The organism is Acinetobacter sp. CY73 (assembly GCF_059515865.1).
Map to the genome: position 1 here is coordinate 1 of NZ_JCAKMZ010000030.1, position 25,397 is coordinate 25,397.

Consider the following 25,397-nt stretch of genomic DNA (forward strand, 5'->3'; position numbering starts at 1 on the left):
GTAAGCGTCCGCTGAACCCCACTTTTCTTATTTGCTCAATATCCCGATAGTGTCCATTATTTATTAAATGGACATTATGTTTATGGCCTTAGACACTTTTATAGACACTGAACAAACGACAGAAAGAACCCGCAGAATCTTCGCAGCTGAGTTTAAACAGTACCTGGTCGAGCTTTGCCAGCAGCCAGATACGTCAGTAGCTAAGGTTGCAATGCAACATCAGATCAATGCCAATCTGCTGCATAAATGGATTCGCCAGTCCAGATCAATGCCCCCTGCATTAAAAAGCCCATCCAGTCCACAGACCGACTTTCTTCCCATCATTCTTCACCCGACTCCAGTCAGACAAGAAGCACCTCCGCCACCTGTGCCAGAGAAGAATGCTGTCGCTCATATCAGGATTCCATTGCATAAGGAACAAGGTTCCGCACGGGATCAGATGATCGAGATCGACTGGCCGGTGGAATCGGCAAAGGAATTACTGCCTTTAATTCAGGGCTTGATCAAATGATCCGTATCGATGAAATCTGGCTTGCTACCCAGCCGATGGATATGCGTGCAGGTATGGATACTGCCATGGCTCAGGTGCTGAGAGCATTTGGCTATATCAAACCACACTGCGCCTACCTGTTCTGTAATAAACGTGGCCATCGCATGAAAGTACTGGTGCATGATGGACTGGGCATCTGGCTGTGTGCCCGGCGGTTGGAACAGGGCAAATTTCACTGGGCTCAGGTTCACCAGGGTGAAACCGTGGCGATCAGCCCGGAACAGTTACAGGCGTTAATTCAGGGTCTGCCCTGGCAGAGAATCGGCTTACAGCAGGTGGTGAATATGCTCTAAACCAAGCTCATCCATTCTGCTATTCTCCAAACGTTTTATTTACACATATTCATGATCTCAGCCATACTGCGGTCATGAATACGCTGCCTGATTTAAGCCAACTGACCCATGAACAACTGCTGGAATTTACCCGGCAGTTGGCGCTGCAGCATCAACAACTCGCAGAAGATAAACAACAATTAGATGCCAAAGTTCAACATCTTGAAGTCACGAATCAACATCTTTCCATTCTTAATCAAAAATACGAGCATGAGCTTGCGCTATTTAAACAGCATAAATTCGGCAGTAAAAACGAACATCTAAGCGCAAAACAAATCCATCTATGGGACGAAGCGGTCGAAGAAGATATTGCTGCGGTTGATCTGGAACTGGAACGGCTGAATGCAGATAAAACCAATGCAGCTGCGCAGAAAGCCCCAGTCAACAAACCTAAACGTCGACCACTGCCAGATCACCTGCCAACCCTCCGTATTGAGCATGAACCTGCATCAACCCAATGTGCTTGTGGCTGCACCTTGCGTCGTATTGGCGAAGATATCAGTGAAAAACTGAATTTCAGACCGGCACAGTTCTATAAGGAACAGCATGTGCGTGGCAAATGGGTGTGTGATCAATGTGACACACTGACCCAACAAGCAATGCCGGCCTATGTGATTGAGAAAGGAATCGCTGCACCTGAACTGCTTAGCCATGTACTGGTGTCTAAATATGCCGATCATTTACCACTGTACCGTCAACGTCAAATCTTTCTACGCGCAGGTGTTGATCTGTCCAGATCAACCTTATCTGACTGGATAGGTCGCTGTGGTGTAGAGTTAGAAGGCCTAACCGATGCATTAAGGAAGGTGATCCTACAGCAAGCGGTGATTCATGCAGATGAAACACCTGTCACCATCATGCGGATGGATGATAAAGATAAAAAACCGAAGAAAGGTTATGTCTGGGCTTATGCAACAACTCAATATAATCCAATTCAAGCCGTGATTTATGACTTTCAGGATAGCCGTTCAGGTCAGCATGCTGAAGAGTTCCTGAAAGGCTGGCAGGGTCATCTGGTCTGTGATGATTACAGTGGCTACAAAGCACGCTTTAGATCAGGTCAGGTCATTGAGGTGGGCTGCATGGCGCATGCACGTCGTAAATTCCATGAGTTGCATGTGACTGGAAAAAGTCCGATTGCAGAACAGGCTTTGTTCTTGATTCAGAAGCTCTATGCGATAGAGGCTGAAATAAGAAAAAATACCGACGGTACAGCAGAACAACGCTATAAGTACCGGCAACAGTATAGTCAAGCTGTTATGCAGCAACTGTATGAATGGCTGACACAACATCAACTTGCAGTACCCTTAAGCTCTGCAACTGCTAAAGCCATCAATTACAGCCTAAAACGTTGGGAAGCCTTAAGCCGTTATCTGGATGATGGCAATCTACCTATTTGCAATAATTGGGCAGAGAATCAAATGCGGCCTTGGGCTTTGGGGCGTAAGAACTGGTTATTTGCAGGTTCGCTGCGCAGTGGTCAGCGAGCGGCAAATATCATGACTTTAATCCAGTCAGCAAAACTGAATGGGCTGGATCCGTATGCCTATTTAAGTGATGTGCTGAAAAGGTTGCCGACACATAAAGTGACTCAAATAGAAGAATTACTGCCACACCGCTGGAAACCTGAACCCCGTTAAAACATAGCAATGGGGTTCAGCGGATGTTTACAATTAAAGATTAGTTAAGCTGTTTTAATTATTTTTCATACTGGATTTACGATGCTACTTTATTTTTACACCAACAACGAGAGGTAAGCATCATGACTAAAAAAGCGATTCGCTATAATGGCTATGAACTTGCATGCTGTATGATGCAATGCTAAATATTCATTTATGCATCAATCTAAAGATCAATCATCTACAGCAGATGCCGGGGTTAAACACTGTTGTAAATCCTAACCATATAAAAAGATTTTGATTTTAGATAACCATACTAAAAATTTTAGATAGAGCCGAATTTGGCTCTTTTTTTATGCGGATTTTTAGAATAAAAACATAAAGTAAATGTGATTATTCAATTTCATGTACTGCATTGAAGACATTGAGCGGTTCAATACGAATAATTTTCTTACCAAAGCTTCTTAGCCACCACACCAATTGAGAAGTAAAAGGAACACTTGCACTAACTTTGTACAAATCATCTGAAATTTGCGTAATAGTTTGCTCTTTACTAAGCTGGCTTTCGGAAAAATATAATGCATCGGCTTCATTCATGATCAATTCAAGCTCAACATGCTCAGTCGGTTTATCAAAATCAACACGGAAGCCTAAAGCACCTGAATCAATATAAGCATCAATATCAAAATTCACAGGGTGGAGGGCACGTGTATCAAGTACAGAAGCAGATTTAAAACGATGAAGTGCAAAGGTTTGAACTTCAGTTTTATCATGACGAGTACAAATGAGATAAATAATCGAACCCTTCTGAACTAAAGCAAGCGGATTCAGAATATAACTACGATCTTCACCCAATGGACCACGAGCGCGATAGACACATTCAATTTGCTTATCTTGCAATAAGCCTTCATAAATCGCTTGCTGTGCATATTTTTCAACCACAGGCGGAATCAGGGGTTGATTGGCAGGGACAATACGAACACGGTTAATCCACTGGCGAACGTTATTTTGAGTTGAAAGGCTACGACGAGCCAAGTCAAACCAAGGGTTCATTTCTTCGATTAAGCTGGGTGGGAGTAAATGTTTTAAATGTTCTTCAACCATCATAAATGTCACAGCTTGAGAGCTGGTCATATGGGGTAAGCTTTGGATAGGCGCATCTGAGCGCCAACGCCAGCCTTGTGGTACGGTTTTATTGCTTTCAATAGGAAAGCGCTGAGAAATTTGATTTAAGTCTCGTTGAATGGTACGCAAGCTAATTTCGATACCTTCACGCTCAAGGGTTTCTTGAAGTTCACGTGTTCCCATCCACTTTCCAGTCGAAAGTCGAGAGAGAATTTGCCATTGTCGATACAGGCTATTTGAGGTTTCTTTTTCTTGTGATGACATAATCTAATATTAACAATGACTTTAAATTTACTCTGACACAATAAGAAAACTGAGTCAGATTATCAAGCCTCAATTTTCTATATTTAGAAACAACTTAAATCAATAAACACATTGAATGGATCTTCTAGATCAGTAATTAATAGAGGTAAGCCAATGTTTTGTTTGTTTGGCACTCAATTTGCTTAATGACTTAATGAATTGAATAGAGATAATAATTTAAAATAATGATGAGGTCTGTATGCTTAAAGAGAATAAAGATACAACTTCGAATGGTTTTACAACAAAGACGCAAGTTGCGTTTGAAAAATCAGTAAAAATCGAAGTAGAACATAACAGTACAGCTTATTTATTCGATCATTTAAAATCAGAATTTTTTAATGAAATGTTGGATGATGCGAGTATTTCAGGTGAATCATCTAAAAAGATTGAATCATGGCTATGTGAGCGAAGTCTGGATGAGCTCAAAGCATTAAACTTAAAAGCTAAAGAGCATTTTATACATCAAGGTATCACTTTCACTGTTTACGATGATCAAGAAGGTACCGATCGAATTATTCCGTATGATTTGATTCCGCGTGTGATTGCTAAACAACAATGGACAAAAATAGAGCAGGGTTGCGCGCAAAGGGTGCAAGCATTAAACCATTTTTTACATGATATTTATCATCATCAAGACATTTTGAAAGACGGCATGATTCCAGAGCTCCCAGTACTTACGCATGAAGCATATCAACCATTAATGTGTAATCACACATTGAAAGGAAAAATTTATAGCCAAATTAGCGGTATTGATATTGTTCGAGATAAACGAGGAGATTTCTTTGTTCTGGAAGATAATTTAAGAACACCGTCTGGTGTTTCTTATATGTTAGAAAGCCGTAAGATCAGTGAAAAATTAATGCCTGAACTTTGTCAAAAAAGTAATTTGATGGGCATTGAACAATATCCGCAACTACTAAAAGAAATTCTGATTGAAAATGCATACGTGGATCAGCCTTTTATTGTCGTGCTGACCCCGGGGCGTTATAACAGTGCATTTTATGAACATTGCTTTTTAGCAAGGGAAATGGATGTACCTTTGGTAACAGGAAGTGACCTTTTTGTTGAAAACTGCAAGGTTTATGTCAAAACGGTTTGGGGGAAACAGCAAGTCAATGTTATTTATAGACGTTTAGATGATGTTTACTTAGATCCCTTATTCTTTATGCCGACGAGTACTCTAGGTGTTCCGGGCCTAATGTCTGCCTATTTACACCATAATGTCGTCATTGCGAACGCACCAGGTACAGGTGTAGCTGATGACAAATCGATCTATCCTTATGTAGATCAGATGATCAAATATTACTTGGGCGAACAGGCGATTTTAAAAAATGTACCGACGTATCAGTGTCGCGATCCCGATGCCTTGGACTATGTCAATCGAAACTTAGATCAATTGGTGGTTAAAGAGGCGCAAGGTTCAGGTGGCTATGGCATGTTGATTGGACCTCAGTCGACCTCGCAAGAGATTGATACTTTCCGAATCAAGTTGCTAGCCAACCCACATCATTATATTGCTCAGCCCACGTTAGCACTTTCCGTTGCACCGACCATGACCGATTTTGGTATTGCGGAAAGACATATCGACTTACGACCTTTCGTTTTAAGTTCGCCGTATAGAACTGAAATTGTGCCTGGTGGTTTGACACGTGTAGCGATGCAACAAGGATCGCTGGTGGTGAACTCTTCACAAGGTGGTGGCATTAAAGATACATGGGTCGTTGACACACCTCATTCCTAAAGAAATCAGGAGAAGGACATGATTATTCTAAATAGTAATGCACAAAATATTTATTGGGTCGGCCGTTACCTTGCTCGTATTCAAGATTTATGCGGTCAATTCCCATTTCAAAATGATGAACAAGCTTTAGCCTATGCACATGCATTTTGCCTTCCAGCATTTAATGCAAGTTCACTGAATGAACTGGTGATGAGTCCAGAACAGCCTGCATCGTTCTACCAGCAATTCCAATTGGTGATCAATAATATTCAAGACCTGCGCGGTGTACTTTCAATTGATGCTTATTGTGAATTGAAACACATGATTGATACAGCAAAATTCAATGCAGGGCTTATTTGCACGGTTGTTGATGAATGTAGCGATGTGCTTGAGTCTGAAAATGAAGATATTTTCCTATTTTTCAGTATGGGACAACTGTTTGAAAATCTGGATCGCCAAATACGCTTAAACGAAAGTATTGATCAAACGATTCAATCACTCAGTGCTTTGATTGAAATGTTGAAAGCAAAGGGTTGGGATAGTATTGATGAAGCATGGCAATATTTATTGCATCAACGTAATGCGCACAGCTTTTATCAATTAAATGACCAGGTTCAGTGTTTATTTGAGGTGGATGCATGAAATTGATGATTAATCATCAAACCCACTATGTCTATACTGAGCAAGCTAAAAACAGTATTCAATACATTAAAATGACACCGCAAAATAATACACATCAGCAGGTGTTATCTTGGGGGATCAGTGTGCCGGGTTTAGTGCAACAACAATTAGATGCCTTTCAAAATGTCTGGTTAACCAGTTCACAGCGATTCAGTTATCACAGTATGACGATCATGGCTCAAGGAACGATCGATATTCAGCAAGATTCTGCTCAGGCGATTGAGATTGGTTTAAGACCCAGTATATTTTTGCAGATGACGCCGAGTACGGTCTGTGATGATCAAATGATTCAATTCGCTCGAAGCTATGTACCCTATACAAATCATCAAAATTTAGTTCGATTGTCTGAGGCACTATTACAATATATGCCTTATATCAGTTATAGCACTCAGGTAACGACGACAGCACTTGAGGCATTTCACCATCAACAAGGGGTTTGCCAAGATCACAGTCATGTCTTTATCGCGATGTGTCGAGCATTGGGTATTCCTGCTCGCTATGCATCAGGTTATCTTTATGTTCCTGAATCCATTCATTTGGCAAGTCATGCATGGGCAGAGGCATTTGTAGATGGTAAATGGCATACTTTTGATGTGAGTAATCAAAAATATACACCGAGTTCACATATTTATATTGCAATTGGTCGTGATTATTGGGATGTTGCACCTATTAGAGGGGTGCGCGAAAAAGGGGGTATTGAAAGCATGAGTACAATCGTGCAAGTACTGCCTTGTTAGAAAAATAAGGGAAAAATAATGACATATTGTTGTGCGATGCGTTTAAAAGATGGTTTGGTATTTATTAGTGATACAAGAACCAATGCTGGGGTTGATCATATTTCTGTCTTCCGCAAGTTATATACTTTTGGAATTCAGGGAGAAAGATTTATCACCATTCAAACGTCTGGAAATCTCGCAACGACTCAAGCCGTGATTGGACATTTAAAAAATCAATTAGATCTTAAGCAAGAACCCAACTTGTACAGTGTAAATACCATGTTCGAAATGGCTGAATTGGTGGGTCATACGGTCAGACGTGTGATCGCAGAAGTGACAGTGGATCAGCAAGAACAAAGTAATTATTACTGTAGTTTATTGGTCGGTGGGCAAATTTTAGGTGAAGATATTCAACTTTATAATATCTATCCTCAGGGTAACTTTATTAGTGCAACCAGTGATACGCCTTTCTTTCAGATTGGGGAAAGTAAATATGGAAAACCTATTTTAGATCGTGCACTTTCTTACGAGACAGGTTTGTCAGATGGGCTGCGCTGTGGGTTAATCTCATTCGCTTCGACTTTAAGGTCTAATGTTTCGGTTGGTATGCCTTTGGATGCCGTGATTTATCAAAAAGGTTCTCTGATTATGCCAGCGGGTAAGCGTATCTATGAAGAAGATGCTTACTTTACCCATATTAGTAAGCGATGGTCTGAAACCTTAAAACAAGGTTTGCAAGAACTTCCAGCACCGACTGATGATTACTTTCATTAAGATGATTGTGTATTAAAAATTCTCATGTTTCATACCTTTACTAATGATTGCATGTTAATCTCAAATTCTACGGATAAGAATAAGAGTTCATCATGCATCAGTTCTGTTATGCAAGTGAAAGTACATCTGATAAAAAAAGCTTGCTGAAAAATCTGACGATAATACTCAGTGAAGCTCGTGATTTTAATTATAAGCACCAGATATCAGGTGTTTTGTATTATGCCAATGGCTATTTTTTTCAGTACTTAGAAGGTGAGTTAGAAATCCTGAATCTGCTGTTAAATAAATTAAATAATGATTCAAGGCATGACAATATCAAACTATTTGCAATTAAATCTTTAGAACAGAGATTATTCCCAGATTGGTCTATGAAATATATTTCTAGAAATCACCAGATTCATCAATTTTGTCAGTCTCTAGGTTTTGATGGTTTTAAACCACATTTTTTTCAACAAAATCATGTTGATGATCTGATTTTTTTCATGGTCAATACAGCGTCGGTTGAGCTTGTAGACAATTAAAAAAATCCAAGCAATGCTTGGATTTTTTTGTATGACTTAGATTTTTATTCTTTTAGGTCGCTGACTCAATCGACACAGTAATTCATAGCCAATGGTTCCATTGGCTTCAGCAACATCATCCACTAATCGCGTCGCACCCCAAAGTTCAACTGTCGTACCAATTTCAGTTTTAAGATTCGTTACATCAATGGCAATCATATCCATAGCAACACGACCAATAACACGTGTGAGTTGTCCATCAATCGCTACATAGTTTTGTTTTGGAAAGGCACGTGGATATCCATCACCATAACCAATGGAAACAATGGCGAGTTGCATTGCTTCATCTGCAACAAAGTGCGAACCATATCCGACAGCTTCGCCAGCTTGAATATCATTCAGTGCAATGATTTCAGCGCTAAAGGTCATCACTGGTTTTAAATCAAGATCGTGAATATTGCGATTTGCAAATGGTGTTGCGCCGTACAGCATGATGCCTGGACGGACAAAATCAAAGTGAAGCTCAGGATATTTATAGATAGCAGCAGAGTTACAACAGGATGCTAATATTGGGGCACAGTCATTTTTAATTTCTAAGAATTGACGAATTTGTTCATCATTTAAGGGATGATCGGCATCTGCATTGGCAAAATGCATCGCCAATACGCATGTAAATCCTTCTGCTTTCAGTTGATTGATTACATCTTTAATCGTATCAATTTTAAAACCTAAGCGATTCATACCGCTGTTGAGTTTTACCCAAACTTTAAGTTCTTTTTGGATGTATTGGACTTTATGACGAATCAGCCATTCAACTTGCGGTGTATGATGTACGACACATTCAATATTTTTTTCGATAATGATCGGCATTTCGTCTGCTGAAAAAACGCCTTCAATCAACGTAATCGGTTGTTGATAACCCAACTCACGAATTTCTAATGCTTCTTCTAAACATGCGACACCAAAGGCATCTGTTTCACTTAAGGCTGCTAAGCAGTCTTTAACTCCATGTCCGTAAGCATTGGCTTTGACCATGCTGACGATTTTAGCGGTAGGGGCAAGTTGTTTGACACGGTTTAAATTATATTGAAGTGCTTGACTGTCAATATAAACTGTTGCTTGGCGCACCTGAGTGACTCCTTCAGGGTTTCTAGGAAAAGGCGAAGATGAAGAGGGTTACTCTTCATCATCATATTGAGCATAGTATTCTGGAGAGAGATTACTGAATTTAGTGTACTGACCTTCAAATGCAAGGCGTACAGTACCAATTGGACCATTACGCTGTTTACCAATAATAATTTCAGCCGTTCCAGCTTCTTTGGATTCTTTGTTATAAACCTCATCACGGTAAATAAACATAATCAAATCGGCATCCTGCTCGATCGCACCCGATTCACGTAAATCCGACATCACTGGACGTTTGTTCGGGCGGTTCTCAAGAGAACGGTTAAGCTGAGATAGTGCAATCACAGGACACTGCATTTCTTTGGCCAATGCTTTTAAGCTTCGTGAAATTTCACCAATCTCACCTACACGGTTGTCACCCATGCCAGGGACTTTCATCAACTGAAGGTAATCGACCATAATACAGCCCAGTTTTCCACCATGCTGTTTGGCAATACGTCTTGCACGGGCACGCATTTCTGTCGGCGGGAGTGCTGATGAGTCATCAATATAAAGATGCTTTTCTTGTAGTTGTAGAATGGTGCCAGTCACCTTAGACCATTCCTCGCCATCCATTTTACCTGAGCGTAAATGACCTTGGTGAACACGTCCCCAAGATGAAATCATACGCATGGCAATCGAATCTGCTGGCATCTCCATGGAAAATACAAGTGCAGGTAAATTTGAGTTAAACAACACACTTTCAACCAAGTTCATCGCCAGTGTTGTTTTACCCATAGAAGGACGTGCAGCAACAATGATCATGTCGCCTGCTTGCATACCTGAAGTTTTGTTATCCAGCTCTACAAAGCCTGTGCTTAAACCTGTAATGCTACCTTCCATTTGGGAAAGTTCATCCAGTTTAGTAATTAAGTCAGCTGTGACGCTACTGATTGTCTTAGGGCCTTGGGCTTTTGCATTATTATTATGTTGTTCTGCAATGGAGAAGATATTGGTTTCAGCCATATCTAAGATTTCACTGACTTCACGACCTTTGGTGTCATAAGCATTCTGTAAAATCTCATTACCGACTTTAATCATATTTCGTAGCGTAGCAAATTCACGAATTTTGGTCGCATAAGTTTCTAAGTTGTAGAAACTGGCAGGGGAGTCCGCCATCAATTGCATCAAATATTCTTCACCGCCGATGGCATCGAGCAAGTTCTGTTTAATGAGCCAGTCATTGACCAAAACAGCATCATAAGGCGAGCTTTCTTGAGCGAGTCTTTCAATTGCGCGATAAATATATTTGTGACGCGTTGCGTAGAAATCATTTTCAGTCAGTACATCACTGACTTGTTCAAATGATTCGGCGACTGTCATGAGGGCAGCGAGTACGGCTTGCTCAATAGATAAATTATGTGGAGGCGTACGAAATTCTTTTAATGGACTTGACTCATTCTTTTTCGAATCATCATTAAACTTTTTTGAATTTGCAGTGGCGGTCGCCTGAGACATATAAACCCTTGATTTTTAATATAACGATTAAACTAAATTGAATATGGCTTATCTTAATAGAAAAGTCATAAACTTGGTATGGATAACTGAATTATCAATCATGGATTGAGCTTAAATCTAAAAAATTCAATTGCGCAAATCACAAATTTTAGAGATAAAAAAAGAGCATGCAAAAGCATGCTCTTTTTTTTGCAAGAAATTACTCAGATACGATCGTAACGAGAACTTCAGCAACAACATCATGGTGCAATTGGATTGCGATGTTGAATTCGCCAGTGTGACGAAGTGCACCGTTCGGTAAACGAACTTCTGCACGGTCAACTTCTAGACCAGCGTTTGTTAACGCGTCAGCGATATCACGAGTACCGATTGAACCGAATAGTTTACCTTCATCACCAGCTTTCGCAGTGATTACGATGTTAACTTCGTCCAATTGATCAGCACGTGCTTGAGCTGCAGCTAAAACATCAGCTTCAGCTTTCTCAAGTTCTGCACGACGAGCTTCAAAAGCAGCAGTATTAGATTCTGTAGCTGCAACAGCCATACCCTGAGGGATAAGGAAGTTACGACCATAGCCAGCTTTTACTGAAACTTTATCGCCTAGTTTACCTAGGTTTTTAATGCGTTGTAATAAGATAATATCCACAGCTCAACCTCACTTATGATTGTCAGTGTAAGGAATCAAAGACAAGTAGCGAGCTTGTTTAATCGCAAGCGCTAATTGACGTTGGTAACGAGCTTTAGTACCTGTAATACGGCTAGGAACAATTTTGCCGTTTTCAGTAATGTACTGTTTTAAAGTATCGATATCTTTGTAGTCGATGTAAGCAACTTTCTCAGCTGTAAAGCGGCAGAACTTGCGACGACGGTAAAAACGTGCCATTGAATGTTCTCCTTATGCTTCAGCAGAGTCTTGAGCTTGTTGTGCTTCTTCACGTTGAGCTTTACGCGCACGTTTTTCTTCAGCACTCTTAGCCAATAAAGACTCTTCAGTGATTGCGTTTTCACGACGAATAATAACGTTACGAAGAATAGCATCGTTGTAACGGAATAATTCTTCTAATTCGTTAAGCGTAGTTTGGTTACATTCAACGTTCATTAAAATGTAATGCGCTTTGTGAATTTTGTTAATTGGGTAAGCCAATTGGCGACGGCCCCAATCTTCAAGACGGTGAATTTGACCTTCAGCATCTTTGATGTGAGAAATGTAGCGTTCTACCATTCCCACAACTTGATCGCTTTGGTCTGGGTGTACCAGAATTACGATTTCGTAGTGACGCATTGTCAGCTCCTTACGGTTTTATGCAGCCCCTAACATAATTGTTAGAAGCAAGGAGTCACAATTAAAGTTATCTAAAAGATAATAAAATTGCGTCGCAAAAAATTGCGAAGCTGTATTTTAGGTAGATTGAGTAATGATTACAAGCTAAAGTTCAATAAAATAGCAGTTTTAAAGATATTTTATGGTCGCTGTTGAGTGCTATTCAGAATTAGTAATTAATCTCGATGTGTATCCTGAAGCAGGAAGATCACATTTCCTTTAAAGAGTGGATCGTTATTTGGGAATTGTCCATCCCAAACACCGTGTTGGACATAACCAATCTTATAGGGTAATTTTAGCTTGGAAATATGCTTTAAATAGCGTTGATAATTGGGAATGGTCGTTGTGCATTGATAGGTCTGAATCACCATTTCATCGATATTGTCTCTCAATAATTGAAGTGTTTGTTGATCTTGGATATTGGTCCAATCCATCAAACTGGTCATACTAAGCTGATATTGTCTAGGTAGCTTGGCTCTAAGTTTTTTAAGAAAAAGGGCATAGTCTTTTAAATGTTTGGTTCGGGCATCAAAATCAATTTGAATACCTACAATCTGGTTGCCTAAGTTTTCCCATTGATGAATCCGTTTTAAGATTTTATCTAATTCTTGATCTTGCCAATTCAGGTGATAATTTCGAAAAACTAACCAAATCTTTTGATGTGGAATTTTAACGACGGGAATTCCTTGGGGAGTCAAAATAGATTGCTTGGAACGTTTATCGACTCTGACTTCACCTTGTAAAATATAGACTTCTTTTGCTTTGGTTAAATACGGGGCAGTTTTTATATTTCCCCAAATCCAGAATGAATCAAAATCATCTGCATTGATCTGATCTTGAGATGAAGCAGATTGACTTGGATGGCATGCCAATAAACCACAGCAGAAAAATAAGCATAACATCCAAGTTTTTTGCATAAACATTTAAAATTACCAATAATATTTCAGAGATTTAGTCCACGTGGTATTTGGGTAATTTTGTTTAATTTGATCAAACCACTGTTTACGAACGGGTTTGGCAACATCTTGATCACCACATTCATTCATACCACTCGGTGAGTAGCACATAATGGCTCTATACAATGCATATGCATGTAATTCTCCTGAGCTACCTGCTTGAATAATGTTTTTATAAATATTTCCACGTGCAAATGATTTTCCTTGAAAAGTATGTTGAGCGCTTTCAGCAGTCATTTGATAGGGGAAACCATAGTGAGATTGACGTGTGTACTCTCCTAAGCAGACATTTAACAATGGATCTCGAGGAGATTTTTCTAATTGATTGGCTAAAGTCTGTAAATTAGAACATTTGAGCTGAGTGGTAATGCTAGAACCATTCCAAATAAAGTCTGCGAAGGGAGGTTTTTCTTGATATTTTTTATCAGCATCAAAGCTTTTGTAGAGTCCAGCATCTTTGGGTAGGTGTGAATAATAGCGGTTAAACAAAGCATAATTTTGATAATTTAAGGACTTGCTCAATAGGGTATAAAGCGCAGCTTGCTTCTGCTCTATAGTTGCTTGATTATTTTGAATAATGTTTTCTAATGATTTTTCATTGGCTTTATATAAGATAAAACGTTTTTGTAAATTGGCATGGCTAATCAGCGGTTTATTGCCAATGAATGCATTCACATTCTGTTTTTCATTCATGTGATTTGAATATGCAGTTTCAAATAAGCTACGTTGATACGTATTTTTTGATTGATTCAACATCTTTGCCCAATGTTGTTCAGCTTGTGCAACATTGGTTTTTTCTAAGATGAGTCCTTTCAGAAAAACCTGACTCAGCTGTAAATAATTATTCAAATTTGAAGATTGTGGTAAATATTTCAAAGCTTCTTGGGGCTGCTTTTGGACATAGAGTAAATGCACAGCTTGCAGATATTTAAATAATTCAGGCTGATTTTTAAAAATATCTTTTTGAGCATTCAATGTATTCCAAGTGATGGGCTTGTATCCGTTCGCAGACGAATCACGCATATGCATCAAATTATAAGTGGTTAAAAAAAATGGATCGTTTAGATTTTTTACATTGAAATATTGACTGTTGAACACTCGACGATCAATTTCGGCAGGTAATTCATTGAGATCAAGATTGTAGTATTTAGATTTAGGATTGTTGATTTGCCAAACAATTTCATTCACCAATAAATCTTGTCTGCCTGTTAACCAAAAACCACGTCGCATCAATCCACGAGCGCTAGCAACATATTGTCCATTTGGATAGGTTTTAAGGTATTGGGTAATCTGATCTAAAAATTGTTTGAGTAGAGTCTGATCTATTTTGTCTAGATCAAGATCACCATATTCATTGGTAGCAGATGCAAAAGCTGAATTTAAGTGCGTTCGAATCAGCATATATTGTGACGTTTCTTTTAACCATGCGTCATCAACCTGTGCTAATACTGAATAAATTTTAGTCGCTGTGGAAAAGTTAGTATTATAAAAGGAGATTGAAGCATTTAAATAAGAGGCATATTGTCTTGCAGTTGCAGACCATTCTGAGTTGATCGGGATTAGCGCCAATTGATTTGTACATTCTAAGATTTTATTGCGCTCAGAAATTAAAATTTGCTTTTCTGCAGCAGAAATATTTTTATTCGAATTAACGTGTTGGATGAAATTGTCTTTGCCACTGATGATGCTGTTGCAATGTTCATCATAAGCTTGCTCTTGCTTTGATATTTTAATTCTTTGATTGGCTATTCGGTTTTCAGCAGTAGGAATGCCTTCGAATGGCGCTTGAGCATAGGCTGAAGTCCACAATACTTGATTAGTTGGAGCAGGGGTAATCGTAGCTAAACCTAGATCACTTAATAACCACAGCATATTGGTTTGATTGTCATTGCCTGGTACAAGTACGGGTAAATTACTACATTTATTATATTTAGAAGCATTCAAATAAAAATCAGGCTCACAGACATCTTCAAATCCTGCGTGTGCGCTTTGACTATAAAAAAATAAGGGAAGAAAAGTGCTAAAGAGTGTTTTAGAAATAAATAAAGATTTAGCTTTCATTATAATTGAGAACGTTGTAATTATGGGCTAAATGATAACAATAAGATCAAAGATTAAAAATAGCGAAAAGATTGTTTTTGAAAATTTGAATGGTGATAAAAGCTGAAAAAAAAGATAGAGTAAAACTCTATCTTTTTAAAAAAATACAATCTGTGTCATAGGTGCCTTAGAAGTAAAACTAAAGCAGATGCTAATCACGGTAATCAAGATGACTGAAAATAAGAATGTTTTTTTAGCCCAAAGCTGGTCATCTTTGGCTTTAAAACCAATAATGCTCAGATAAAGCCAGTAAAAACTTAAAGCATTCAATACAACAAGATAAACCCAATTCGTATAACCGAATACGAATAAACCATTCATGGCAACAATAAACAAGATGACATAGATCAGTGACTCTATTTTCGTACGCTGAATAGAGCGTGCGACAGGTAGAATCGGGATACCTGCATTTTTGTAGTCATCAAAGCGATAAATTGCAATTGCCCATGAATGGGGCATTTGCCACAGTGCATATCCTAAGAAGATAAACAATGCGCCTAAATCGAATTGGTTCGCTACAGCGGTATAGCCAATTACTGGTGGTGCTGCACCAGAAATACTGCCTACAACCGTTTGGTTAATCGTTGTTCGTTTTGTCCATAAGCTATAAAAGCCAACATATACGACAAAACCAATAACGGCAAATAAGAATGCGTACGCATTTACCCAAAACCATAATATGCCAAAACCAAGTATGCCAAGTACAATTGCAAAAACAAAAGCAACTGGAACAGAAATGGATTTTTTAACCATTGCACGATTTTGTGTGCGTTGCATATTTTGGTCGATGTCTTGGTCAATAATGTTATTAACCACACATCCAGATGCAACAACGAGTGTTGTACCAAGAAGGGTAAGAAGCAGGAGAAGGAAATCTACAGAACCTTGGGCAGCTACAAAGTAGCCACCCAAAGTGGTAACAAAGTTACCAAAGAGAATTCCTGGCTTAGTCAGGAATAAATACTTTTTAAACATGCCGATCAGTTTAGATCATCATGTTTGAATGTAAGTAGTTCATAATCCATACAGAACCAACTAATAAAACTGCAATCGTTAGAATTGTATAGATAAATGCAATCACGTTCCAACGTTGCTCAGCAGATGAGTTCATGTGCAAGAAGTAAACTAATTGTACAAGTACCTGAGCAACAGCAGTAATACCGATAACTGCAACAATCGCACCACGGCTAAAATCTTCACTATTCATTGCCATGTAGAAAGGAACTACAGTCAATAAAATAGAAACGATAAAACCAACCGTGTATTGTTTTACATTACCGTGTGAAGCATCAGCAGCATTATGGTCATGACTCATTATAATACTCCCATCAAGTACACTACGCTAAATACGCAGATCCATACGATGTCAAGGAAGTGCCAGAATAAGCTTAGGCAAGCAAGACGACGCGTGTTAATTGTAGTCAAACCATTTTTCTTGATTTGAATCATTAAAACGATCATCCAAACTAAACCTGAAGTTACGTGGATACCGTGCGTACCAACTAAAGTAAAGAACGCAGATAAGAACGCACTTACGCTTGGACCGTGACCAGCGTGAACTAAATGATTAAATTCATAAAGTTCCATGCCGATGAAGATTGCACCAAATACAAAAGTAACGCCGAGCCAAGTTAATACTTGACCTACATTTTTCTTGTATGAAGCAAGTACTGCAAAACCAAAAGTCACAGAAGAAATCAAAAGCGCAAAAGTTTCAGTTAAAACGAAACCTAAAGAATCTGCAAAAAGATCCTTTGCACTTGGTGTGCCAGCTGGAATATGACTGCTTAATACAGCGAACGCGATGAAGAGTGTACCGAATAAAATCAAGTCACTCATCAAGTAGGTCCAGAAACCAAAGACAGTGATGTCAGTATCATCGTGATGATGCTCATCGTGCCCGTGGTTGTCGTGATGAAGTACTTCAGCCATATCCTTAGTCCTTCTTCAAGTGTTTTTCAAGTAATGCATAACGTTCGTTTTCGATACGTTCAACTTCAGCAGCAGGAACATAGTAATCCACTTTCTTAGTGAAAGAAGACACGATGAAGCTGATGACAGAAGCGATGAAAGTAACGACAACTAACCACCAAATGTGCCAGATTAACGCGAAGCCCATAACAGTGATGAACATTGCGATAACAAAACCAGCAGCACGGTTTGTTGGCATGTGAACGTCTTCATATTTAGTCGGACGAGCATAAGCTACGCCATTCTCTTTATCAGTCCAGAAGCGGTCAATACCATTCGCTTCAGGAAGTACTGCAAAGTTATAGAACGGAGCAGGAGACGAAGTCGCCCATTCGAGTGTACGACCATCCCATGGATCGCCAGTCACATCTAAAGTTTTTTCGCGTTGTAAGTAACCTACAACAATTTGCAAGATGAAACACGCAATACCACAAGCAACCAATACAGAACCGAAAAGTGCAATTGCAATGTACGGATCCCATTCTGGGTTATCGTAAGAGTTTAAGCGACGAGTCATACCCATGAAACCAAGGATATAAAGTGGCATAAACGCAAAGTAGAAACCGAAGAACCAGAACCAGAAGCATGCTTTGCCCCAGAACTCGCTTAACTGCCAACCGAACATTTTCGGCCAGTAGAACGTGATACCAGCAAACATACCGAATACTACACCACCAATAATTACGTTATGGAAGTGAGCAATCAAGAATAAAGAGTTGTGTACAAGGAAGTCCGCAGGTGGAACCGCCATAAGTACACCAGTCAAACCACCGATACCGAAAGTTACCAAGAAGCCAACTGTCCAATACATTGGTGATGTGAATGTAATACGACCCTTATACATGGTGAATAACCATGAGAAGATTTTAACACCTGTTGGGATCGCAATAATCATGGTCATGATACCGAAGAACGCGTTAACGTTGGCACCAGCCCCCATCGTGAAGAAATGGTGAACCCATACAACAAACGCAAGAACTGTAATCGCGATAGTTGCATATACCATTGATTTGTAACCGAACAATGTTTTGCGAGAGAACACTGACGTGACTTCTGAGAAAATACCAAAAGCAGGTAAGATCAAGATATAAACTTCTGGGTGACCCCAAGTCCAAATCAAGTTTACGTACAACATTGGACTACCGCCCATGTCGTTTGTAAAGAAGTGGAAACCGAAGTAACGGTCAAGCGTTAACATTGCAATTGTTGCAGTTAATACAGGGAATGATGCAATGATCAATACAGAGGTACATAAAGATGTCCATGTAAAGATCGGCATGTCCATTAGACCCATGCCAGGCGCACGCATTTTAATGATGGTTACAAAGAAGTTAACACCAGTAAGAAGTGTACCTAGACCAGAAATCTGAAGTGCCCAAATATAGTAGTCGACGCCAACACCTGGAGAATATTCGATACCAGACAGTGGAGGGTAAGCCATCCAACCTGTTGCAGCGAATTCACCAATTGCTAGAGAAGCCATCATTAGACCCGCAGCACCAGCGAATAACCAGAAGCTTAAAGAGTTTAATAATGGGAAGGCAACGTCACGAGCACCAATCTGTAAAGGTACAGAGATGTTCATTAAGCCTACCACTAGACCCATTGCAACGAAGAAGATCATAATTACGCCATGCGCAGTAAAGATCTGATCGTAATGTTCAGGGTGTAAATAACCTTCACCGCCACCTTTTGCAAGGAACAGTTGAAGACGCATCATGATCGCATCTGCGAAACCACGCACAAGCATGATTGTCGAAACGAGTAGGTACATGATACCAATTTTTTTATGGTCTACTGATGTGAACCATTCGTTCCACAAGTAGCCCCATTTTTTGAAGTAAGTGATACCTGCAACAATTGCGATACCACCTAAGATCATCATTGCAACTGTAGCCAATACGATAGGATCGTACGGAATTGCATCTGGACCTAACTTACCTAATAAGTTCATGTCTTATTCCCCCACAACTTGAGAAGCAGGTTGTTCGGCATTAACAGTAACTTCAGAAGCAGCAGTATCATGTGCATTTGCATCTACAGCAGTCGCTGAGTGATCAGCACCATGGTAGTTGCTCATATACTTATTGATCACTGATTCGAACAGCTTAGGTTCTACTGAAGAGTAATAAGTCACTGGGTGTGGCTGAGTAGGATATGGCTTCATTGCTTCTGCTGCAGCCTTTTCTTCAGGCGTAGATGCTTTAGCGATGATTGCTTCAATCTGTTTCTTACCACGGTTACCATCACGCAAGGCTGCAAATTCAACTTTGTCTAGGATACCTTTTTGTACAGCATCAGCATTTACAGAAGTACCGTTACCCGCTTTAACAGCAGATACCCATTCAGCAAATTGAGCATCAGACACAGAGTGAGCTAGGAAGCGCATTTGTGTAAAGCCGTAACCTGAGTAGTTCGAAGAGAAACCACGGTAAACGCCTTGGTTATCAGCCAACATGTGAAGTTGAGTTTGCATACCTGCCATTGCATAAATCTGACCCGCTAACTGAGGAATGAAGAATGAGTTCATTGTAAAGTTAGAAGTGAGATTGAAGTTAACAGGAGTTTTTTCTGGGAAACGTACTTCGTTAACTGTTGCAATGTTTTGTTCTGGATAAACAAAAATCCATTTAAACTGTTCAGCAATAACCTGAATCGTTAATGGAGCTTTATCGCTTTCAATTGGACGGTAAGGGTCATACTTGTGAGAACCCCACCAAGTTAACCATGCAAGAATACCGATAATAATTACGGGAATACCCCAAACGACGATTTCGATCGCAGTAGAGTGTGCCCAAGTAGGTTCATAGTCTGCATCTTTATTTGACGCGCGATATTTCCAACTAAACCACAATGCCATAAGCGCTGACGGAATAACCACCAACAGCATTAAATAGATCGCAGTCATCATCAGATCAGATTGACCTTGAGCGACTGGACCTTTTGAGTTTAGAAGTACCATATCACCACCACACCCTGTTAAGAGTGTAGCGATCGCAGATAAAGACAATACAGCTAAAATTGTTTGTCTCATTTTACAACCTCGGTGAAGAGTCCCATTCCCTAATAAATTATGGGATAGCGATTAAAGTGCTCCATGATTGAAAATTCATATTCTCAATGCATGAATCTTATCAATCATTAAGCACCGCTACGTTGTAGGGCATTATGCCCTAATCAATCCAACTAAGCTATACATAAAGTGGCATTAACTCGTTGACTTAAACCCGATTTTTTTGGTCAGGATTACATTGTTTTGATTATTTTTATTGATAAAAATCAGATATATAAAAAAAGGATGCTGAAGCATCCCTTAGTGTAATTTTAACGCTTTACGACTTTCGTTTTTGCTAATTTGTCGTGTAAAGTTTGACGCTTTTGACTTAATGCAAATACATGATCAATAATCGTAATGAATGGCATAAAAAGCATGTTTAAAATGATGAAAATCATACTTCTTAAGGTAAATGAACGCATTAAGTTCACTTTTTCACCATTATCGACATCGACGATTTGAATTTTTGCGACTTTTTTGCCCAAACTTTGACCTGTTTTCGCCAGTAAAAGTGCTTGTGCAATCAACATAATCACGATGTAGACTGCCATTGCTTGCCAAGCTTCGATTGGAATAAGATGAAACAGTTCTTGCTGAAGTTGTACCACTTGATCGGAGGATTGGGTAGCTTGCATTTTTTGTTGGATGGCTTGTAATTGAGTTAAGTCACCTTCTTTAAAGAAAAAAGATGGAATCGCAAGAGCTGGAATCCACAGCAATAAATCTAGAACTTTAGCAAAGAAACGTGAGCCGATTGATGCCAGCTCATTATTTTTTGGTTTCTTGTTCACACTGATATTTTGGATTGAGGAGTTTTGGTTAGTCGTTTGATTCGGTTGCGTATTTCCAAAAGGAGCATTCGGAACATAGCCAGCCGGTTGAAACTCAAGTTTGCCTTGTGTGAGTTCACCTAAAGCTTTCCATTCAGGCATACCTTGATACCAAGCCAAGTCTGTCAACAACACTTGTTGGCTCTGTAGCATTTGATTGATCTGCTCAACTGTATATGGCCCTGCTTGTTGATTATTTCGCGCCAAGTAAATTTGCATAAAACTAGAATCTCAAAAACAAAATACGAATGAAAAAATTATAGGGACAAAAAAGACCCACGAATGGGTCTTTTTTTAACACGTTTTGTTAAGCTTGTTTAGTCTTTTCTTCTGCGAGGAAGAACCAAGTGTCTAATACAGAGTCTGGGTTAAGAGAAACTGAATCGATACCTTGTTCCATTAACCATAATGCAAGATCTGGATGGTCAGAAGGACCTTGACCACAGATACCTACGTATTTACCTGCTTTACGGCAAGCTTGGATCGCAAGAGAAAGCAATGCTTTCACAGCTGGATCACGTTCGTCAAATAAGTGAGACACAATACCTGAGTCACGGTCTAGACCAAGTGTTAATTGAGTCAAGTCGTTAGAACCGATAGAGAAACCATCGAAATGCTCAAGGAATTGATCAGCCAATAATGCATTGGTTGGTAATTCACACATCATGATCACTTTAAGACCGTTTTCACCACGCTTAAGACCATTCAGTGCTAACAATTCAATTACACGTTTCGCTTCAGCTACTGTACGTACGAAAGGAATCATGATTTGAATGTTGGTTAAGCCCATTTCGTCACGTGCTTTTTTCAATGCACGGCATTCGAGCTCGAAACAATCACGGAAGTTGTCAGATACATAACGACTCGCACCACGGAAGCCCAACATTGGGTTTTCTTCTTCAGGCTCGTATAACTTACCACCGATCAAGTTTGCATATTCATTTGACTTAAAGTCAGACATACGAACAATGACTGGCTTGTCTGCAAATGCAGCTGCAAGGGTAGAAATACCTTCAACCAGTTTTTCTACATAGAATTCGATAGGGGATGCATAGCCAGCTGTACGAGTCAGAACAGCTGCACGAGTTTCACGTGGCAAGCTGTCAATGTTTAACAATGCTTTTGGATGCACACCGATCATACGGTTGATGATGAATTCTAAACGTGCAAGACCGATACCTTCATTCGGAATTTGAGCAAAGTCAAATGCACGATCAGGGTTGCCGACGTTCATCATTACTTTGAATTCTAGCGGTGGCATTGATTCAATCGAGTTACGTTGAATTTCAAAATCCAAAGCACCTTCATAAATAAAACCTGTATCACCTTCAGCACAAGAAACAGTCACTTCTTGACCATCTACAAGCACTTCTGTTGCATTACCACAACCTACAATTGCAGGTACGCCTAATTCACGTGCAATAATTGCAGCGTGACAAGTACGACCACCACGATTGGTTACGATTGCTGCAGCACGTTTCATTACTGGCTCCCAATCTGGGTCAGTCATGTCAGAAACTAAAACATCACCGTCTTGTACTTTGTCCATTTCTTTAATTGAAGAAACAATACGTACACGACCTGAACCAATGCGTTGACCAATTGAACGACCTTCACAAAGGACAGTACCTTTTTGTTTAAGGAGGTAGCGTTCCATTGTGCCGACATTTTCGCGGCTTTTCACAGTTTCAGGACGCGCTTGAACGATGTAAATTTGACCATCATCACCATCTTTCGCCCATTCGATGTCCATTGGCGCACCGTAATGGTTTTCGATGATGAGGGCTTGTTTAGCCAGTTCTTGAAGTTCTTGGTCGTTTAAAGCAAATTGTTGACGTTCAGCTTTATCAACATCTACGATAGAAACAGATTTACCTGCTGAAGCTTCTTCACCGTAAATCATTTTCTGGTGTTTGGAACCTAAGTTACGACGTAATACAGCATGTTTACCTGCATTAAGAAGAGGTTTAGACAGGTAGAATTCGTCAGGGTTTACTGCACCTTGTACAACCATTTCGCCCAAACCATAAGATGCAGTAATAAATACAACATCACGGAAACCTGATTCTGTGTCTAATGTAAACATTACACCAGCAGCGCCAGTTTCTGAACGAACCATACGTTGAATACCCGCAGATAAAGCAACGATGTCATGGTCAAAGTTTTGGTGCACACGGTAAGCAATTGCACGGTCATTATATAATGATGCGAAAACTTCTTTAATCGCGATCAGCACGTTATCAATACCGCGAATGTTTAAGAAAGTCTCTTGTTGACCTGCAAATGAAGCATCTGGAAGATCTTCAGCTGTTGCAGATGAACGAACGGCAACCGCAATATCAGGGTTGCCGTTTGATAATGCAGCAAATGCATCACGGACTTCTTTTTCTAAAGCTGGCGTAAGCGGAGTATCGACAACCCATTGACGAATTTTTGCGCCTGTTTCTGCAAGGGCATTCACGTCATCAACGTTGAGTTGTTTCAATTCAGCTGAAATTTTAGCATTAAGGCCACTTTGCTCTAGGAATTCGCGATACGCGTTAGCAGTGGTTGCAAATCCACCTGGAACTGATACGCCAGCATTTGCTAAATGGCTAATCATTTCTCCAAGGGAAGAGTTTTTACCGCCCACGATCTCAACGTCGTGCTTACCTAGTTTTTCCAGACCGATTACGCGTGCTTCCAAAGTTGTTACTCCACTTATGCAGTATTAATCACTATCTTGGCATGATATTTTCAATAAAACTTAGCAAACTTATTTTACTAAGCGACACTCATGTAAGATCAGTTTACTATAAAGATTATATAGCACTTAGACAAATAAATGAGGAGTATTTTAATGTCAGAAAGTAAAGAGATAAAGCGAAGTGTGTTTTTTATTTCCGATGGAACTGCAATCACTGCAGAGACACTTGGACATTCTCTATTGGCACAATTTCCTCATGTCGATTTTGATATTCATATTATTCCGTATATCACCACGGAAGAGGCTGCAATGGGCGTGGTTGCTGAGATTAACTCACGTTCAGCAAGTGATGGGCAGCTCCCTTTGGTGTTCGATACTCTGGTCGATCCCTATGTAAGAGACATCATTAACACAGCCAATGCCGTTAACCTTGATGTGTTCGAAGGGATGATTAGTAAGCTGTCTGAAGAGCTTGGAACTCAGCCTACGACTTTAGTCGGGCAAACGCATGCTGTAACGGACTCTGAGTCATATAAATCACGTATTGATGCGGTACATTTTGCACTTGATAATGACGATGGTGCTCGTACTCGTCATTACGATAAGGCTGATCTCATTTTGATCGGTGTATCACGTTCTGGTAAAACGCCAACCTCTATTTATTTATCACTTCAATTTGGTATTCGTGTCGCGAATTACCCATTGACTGAAGAAGATCTCGATGACAATCGTTTGCCTGCGGTTTTAAAAGAACATAAACATAAACTTTTTGGTCTGATGATTGATGCAGAGCGCTTAGTCGCTATTCGTACTGAACGTAAAGCAAATAGCCGTTATGCAAGCTTTAGACAGTGTGAAATGGAGCTTCGCGCAGTGGAAGGAATTTATATTTCCGAAGGGATTAAGTATTTAAATGTTTCTGAAATGTCGATTGAAGAGATCTCTACGCGTGTTCTACAAATGGCGGGATTAAAGCGCAGAATTGGTTAAAAATTCCTAATAATATTTATAGTCACCTTGTTTTGAGCCAGCCATTGCTGGCTTAATTTTTTAGTCATATAAATTCGATTAGATTCATTTTTGTGCTCTCATTACATGGGTAGAAAAGCCATTCAAAACGTTATTAAAAGTATATTTTAATCCTTAAAATCTAGATTTCATCATATCTAACTAACAAAAAAATCAGTTTAAACCACATTCCGATAAAAGGTAGAAGCTATCGGGAAAGCTAAAATTTATATAAATAAGTCAATATATGCTTTCAAAATCAGTCTTTAAAGTGATTTTTAGACAGGAAATGAATGTTGCAGAAGTTACTCAATTGACTTGTATGACATTAAATAAAAAAAAACTGCTATGGTTAAGCTGTATTTTATATTTTTAAAAAGAGTATTTGGCTATAGAGAAGCTAAATTAACTATATTTATTTTACCTAAACTTACAAGAAGCCATAAAAAATATAAGTAATTACAAATGTCGGATTTTCAAATTCTTTAATAATCGATTGAATTAAAGAAATTAATTGATTTTTTGCAT

The 25,397-nt window shown here is 39.4% G+C and carries 24 protein-coding genes; 9 read left to right on the top strand and 15 right to left on the bottom strand.

Features of this window, described 5'->3' with window-relative positions:
- Nucleotides 1-82: 82 nt before the first annotated feature.
- The 3 genes from AC5YD2_RS13100 (at nt 83) to tnpC (ending at nt 2,522) form a co-directional block, all read left to right on the top strand.
- A complete protein-coding gene (locus AC5YD2_RS13100) occupies nt 83-511 on the top strand; it encodes a transposase (RefSeq protein ID WP_496125720.1) in 429 nt (142 codons plus the stop codon).
- Entirely contained in the window at nt 508-843 is a 336-nt protein-coding gene (gene tnpB / locus AC5YD2_RS13105) for an IS66 family insertion sequence element accessory protein TnpB (RefSeq protein WP_496125721.1), read from the top strand. Before AC5YD2_RS13100 ends, tnpB begins: the two co-directional genes overlap by 4 nt.
- 74 nt (nt 844-917) lie before the next feature.
- On the top strand, nt 918-2,522 hold the full coding sequence (gene tnpC / locus AC5YD2_RS13110) for an IS66 family transposase (RefSeq protein WP_496125722.1): 1,605 nt from the start codon (nt 918-920) through the stop codon (nt 2,520-2,522).
- 372 nt (nt 2,523-2,894) lie between these two features.
- Here the strand turns inward: tnpC and AC5YD2_RS13115 are convergent, their stop codons facing one another.
- Nucleotides 2,895-3,893, bottom strand: a complete 999-nt coding sequence (locus AC5YD2_RS13115; RefSeq protein ID WP_496126799.1) for a helix-turn-helix transcriptional regulator — start codon at nt 3,891-3,893, stop codon at nt 2,895-2,897.
- A gap of 235 nt (nt 3,894-4,128) precedes the next feature.
- Here AC5YD2_RS13115 and AC5YD2_RS13120 point away from each other — a divergent pair, with 235 nt between their 5' ends.
- The 5 genes from AC5YD2_RS13120 (at nt 4,129) to AC5YD2_RS13140 (ending at nt 8,341) form a co-directional block, all read left to right on the top strand.
- Nucleotides 4,129-5,670, top strand: coding sequence for a circularly permuted type 2 ATP-grasp protein (locus AC5YD2_RS13120; RefSeq protein ID WP_496126766.1), 1,542 nt, complete (start codon nt 4,129-4,131; stop codon nt 5,668-5,670).
- Nucleotides 5,671-5,688: 18 nt separating this feature from the next.
- Nucleotides 5,689-6,291 (top strand): alpha-E domain-containing protein, encoded by a 603-nt coding sequence (locus AC5YD2_RS13125; RefSeq protein WP_496126767.1) that lies wholly within the window; start codon nt 5,689-5,691, stop codon nt 6,289-6,291.
- On the top strand, nt 6,288-7,067 hold the full coding sequence (locus tag AC5YD2_RS13130; RefSeq protein WP_496126768.1) for a transglutaminase family protein: 780 nt from the start codon (nt 6,288-6,290) through the stop codon (nt 7,065-7,067). The genes AC5YD2_RS13125 and AC5YD2_RS13130 overlap by 4 nt, the downstream gene beginning before the upstream one ends.
- Nucleotides 7,068-7,085: 18 nt before the next feature.
- Nucleotides 7,086-7,820 carry a proteasome-type protease gene (locus AC5YD2_RS13135; RefSeq protein ID WP_496126769.1) on the top strand — a complete coding sequence of 245 codons (735 nt, stop codon included), beginning with the start codon at nt 7,086-7,088 and terminating at the stop codon, nt 7,818-7,820.
- A gap of 92 nt (nt 7,821-7,912) precedes the next feature.
- Nucleotides 7,913-8,341 carry a BLUF domain-containing protein gene (locus tag AC5YD2_RS13140; protein WP_496126770.1) on the top strand — a complete coding sequence of 143 codons (429 nt, stop codon included), beginning with the start codon at nt 7,913-7,915 and terminating at the stop codon, nt 8,339-8,341.
- 36 nt (nt 8,342-8,377) lie between these two features.
- On the opposite strand, the gene alr is transcribed toward AC5YD2_RS13140, so the two are convergent.
- The 14 genes from alr to ppsA form a co-directional block, all read right to left on the bottom strand.
- Complete coding sequence (alr, locus tag AC5YD2_RS13145) at nt 8,378-9,448, bottom strand: alanine racemase (RefSeq protein WP_496126771.1); 1,071 nt, start codon at nt 9,446-9,448, stop codon at nt 8,378-8,380.
- A 48-nt stretch (nt 9,449-9,496) separates the two neighbouring features.
- Complete coding sequence (gene dnaB / locus AC5YD2_RS13150) at nt 9,497-10,942, bottom strand: replicative DNA helicase (protein WP_496126772.1); 1,446 nt, start codon at nt 10,940-10,942, stop codon at nt 9,497-9,499.
- 199 nt (nt 10,943-11,141) lie between these two features.
- Nucleotides 11,142-11,588: a 50S ribosomal protein L9 gene (gene rplI / locus AC5YD2_RS13155; RefSeq protein WP_496126773.1), complete on the bottom strand. Its 447-nt coding sequence runs from the start codon at nt 11,586-11,588 to the stop codon at nt 11,142-11,144.
- A gap of 9 nt (nt 11,589-11,597) precedes the next feature.
- Nucleotides 11,598-11,825: a 30S ribosomal protein S18 gene (gene rpsR, locus AC5YD2_RS13160; RefSeq protein ID WP_004648825.1), complete on the bottom strand. Its 228-nt coding sequence runs from the start codon at nt 11,823-11,825 to the stop codon at nt 11,598-11,600.
- A 12-nt stretch (nt 11,826-11,837) separates the two neighbouring features.
- Entirely contained in the window at nt 11,838-12,224 is a 387-nt protein-coding gene (gene rpsF, locus AC5YD2_RS13165; RefSeq protein ID WP_035267614.1) for a 30S ribosomal protein S6, read from the bottom strand.
- Between the two features lie 215 nt (nt 12,225-12,439).
- Nucleotides 12,440-13,186, bottom strand: coding sequence for a DUF3142 domain-containing protein (locus AC5YD2_RS13170; RefSeq protein WP_496126774.1), 747 nt, complete (start codon nt 13,184-13,186; stop codon nt 12,440-12,442).
- Between the two features lie 6 nt (nt 13,187-13,192).
- A complete protein-coding gene (locus AC5YD2_RS13175; RefSeq protein ID WP_496126775.1) occupies nt 13,193-15,280 on the bottom strand; it encodes a PA5441 family protein in 2,088 nt (695 codons plus the stop codon).
- A 135-nt stretch (nt 15,281-15,415) separates the two neighbouring features.
- A complete protein-coding gene (gene cyoE / locus AC5YD2_RS13180; protein WP_496126776.1) occupies nt 15,416-16,294 on the bottom strand; it encodes a heme o synthase in 879 nt (292 codons plus the stop codon).
- Between the two features lie 10 nt (nt 16,295-16,304).
- Nucleotides 16,305-16,637 carry a cytochrome o ubiquinol oxidase subunit IV gene (cyoD, locus tag AC5YD2_RS13185; RefSeq protein ID WP_496126800.1) on the bottom strand — a complete coding sequence of 111 codons (333 nt, stop codon included), beginning with the start codon at nt 16,635-16,637 and terminating at the stop codon, nt 16,305-16,307.
- Complete coding sequence (gene cyoC / locus AC5YD2_RS13190) at nt 16,634-17,251, bottom strand: cytochrome o ubiquinol oxidase subunit III (protein WP_496126777.1); 618 nt, start codon at nt 17,249-17,251, stop codon at nt 16,634-16,636. Before cyoC ends, cyoD begins: the two co-directional genes overlap by 4 nt.
- Nucleotides 17,252-17,255: 4 nt before the next feature.
- Nucleotides 17,256-19,244, bottom strand: a complete 1,989-nt coding sequence (cyoB, locus tag AC5YD2_RS13195) for a cytochrome o ubiquinol oxidase subunit I (RefSeq protein ID WP_496126778.1) — start codon at nt 19,242-19,244, stop codon at nt 17,256-17,258.
- 3 nt (nt 19,245-19,247) lie between these two features.
- Entirely contained in the window at nt 19,248-20,324 is a 1,077-nt protein-coding gene (cyoA, locus tag AC5YD2_RS13200) for a ubiquinol oxidase subunit II (RefSeq protein WP_496126779.1), read from the bottom strand.
- Nucleotides 20,325-20,614: 290 nt separating this feature from the next.
- On the bottom strand, nt 20,615-21,394 hold the full coding sequence (locus AC5YD2_RS13205; protein WP_496126780.1) for an RDD family protein: 780 nt from the start codon (nt 21,392-21,394) through the stop codon (nt 20,615-20,617).
- 88 nt (nt 21,395-21,482) lie between these two features.
- Nucleotides 21,483-23,861 (bottom strand): phosphoenolpyruvate synthase, encoded by a 2,379-nt coding sequence (gene ppsA / locus AC5YD2_RS13210; protein WP_496126781.1) that lies wholly within the window; start codon nt 23,859-23,861, stop codon nt 21,483-21,485.
- Between the two features lie 153 nt (nt 23,862-24,014).
- Here ppsA and ppsR point away from each other — a divergent pair, with 153 nt between their 5' ends.
- The gene (gene ppsR / locus AC5YD2_RS13215; RefSeq protein WP_496126782.1) at nt 24,015-24,851 is read left to right on the top strand and encodes a posphoenolpyruvate synthetase regulatory kinase/phosphorylase PpsR; all 837 of its coding nucleotides are present in this window, start codon (nt 24,015-24,017) and stop codon (nt 24,849-24,851) included.
- Nucleotides 24,852-25,397 lie beyond the last annotated feature (546 nt).

Coding starts and splice junctions, on each gene's coding strand:
- AC5YD2_RS13100 (WP_496125720.1), top strand. CDS start 83: ATGGCCTTAGACACTTTTATAGACACTGAACAAACGACAGAAAGAACC.
- tnpB (WP_496125721.1), top strand. CDS start 508: ATGATCCGTATCGATGAAATCTGGCTTGCTACCCAGCCGATGGATATG.
- tnpC (WP_496125722.1), top strand. CDS start 918: ATGAATACGCTGCCTGATTTAAGCCAACTGACCCATGAACAACTGCTG.
- AC5YD2_RS13120 (WP_496126766.1), top strand. CDS start 4,129: ATGCTTAAAGAGAATAAAGATACAACTTCGAATGGTTTTACAACAAAG.
- AC5YD2_RS13125 (WP_496126767.1), top strand. CDS start 5,689: ATGATTATTCTAAATAGTAATGCACAAAATATTTATTGGGTCGGCCGT.
- AC5YD2_RS13130 (WP_496126768.1), top strand. CDS start 6,288: ATGAAATTGATGATTAATCATCAAACCCACTATGTCTATACTGAGCAA.
- AC5YD2_RS13135 (WP_496126769.1), top strand. CDS start 7,086: ATGACATATTGTTGTGCGATGCGTTTAAAAGATGGTTTGGTATTTATT.
- AC5YD2_RS13140 (WP_496126770.1), top strand. CDS start 7,913: ATGCATCAGTTCTGTTATGCAAGTGAAAGTACATCTGATAAAAAAAGC.
- dnaB (WP_496126772.1), bottom strand. CDS start 10,942: ATGTCTCAGGCGACCGCCACTGCAAATTCAAAAAAGTTTAATGATGAT.
- rpsR (WP_004648825.1), bottom strand. CDS start 11,825: ATGGCACGTTTTTACCGTCGTCGCAAGTTCTGCCGCTTTACAGCTGAG.
- rpsF (WP_035267614.1), bottom strand. CDS start 12,224: ATGCGTCACTACGAAATCGTAATTCTGGTACACCCAGACCAAAGCGAT.
- AC5YD2_RS13170 (WP_496126774.1), bottom strand. CDS start 13,186: ATGTTTATGCAAAAAACTTGGATGTTATGCTTATTTTTCTGCTGTGGT.
- AC5YD2_RS13175 (WP_496126775.1), bottom strand. CDS start 15,280: ATGAAAGCTAAATCTTTATTTATTTCTAAAACACTCTTTAGCACTTTT.
- cyoE (WP_496126776.1), bottom strand. CDS start 16,294: ATGTTTAAAAAGTATTTATTCCTGACTAAGCCAGGAATTCTCTTTGGT.
- cyoC (WP_496126777.1), bottom strand. CDS start 17,251: ATGGCTGAAGTACTTCATCACGACAACCACGGGCACGATGAGCATCAT.
- cyoB (WP_496126778.1), bottom strand. CDS start 19,244: ATGAACTTATTAGGTAAGTTAGGTCCAGATGCAATTCCGTACGATCCT.
- cyoA (WP_496126779.1), bottom strand. CDS start 20,324: ATGAGACAAACAATTTTAGCTGTATTGTCTTTATCTGCGATCGCTACA.
- AC5YD2_RS13205 (WP_496126780.1), bottom strand. CDS start 21,394: ATGCAAATTTACTTGGCGCGAAATAATCAACAAGCAGGGCCATATACA.
- ppsR (WP_496126782.1), top strand. CDS start 24,015: ATGTCAGAAAGTAAAGAGATAAAGCGAAGTGTGTTTTTTATTTCCGAT.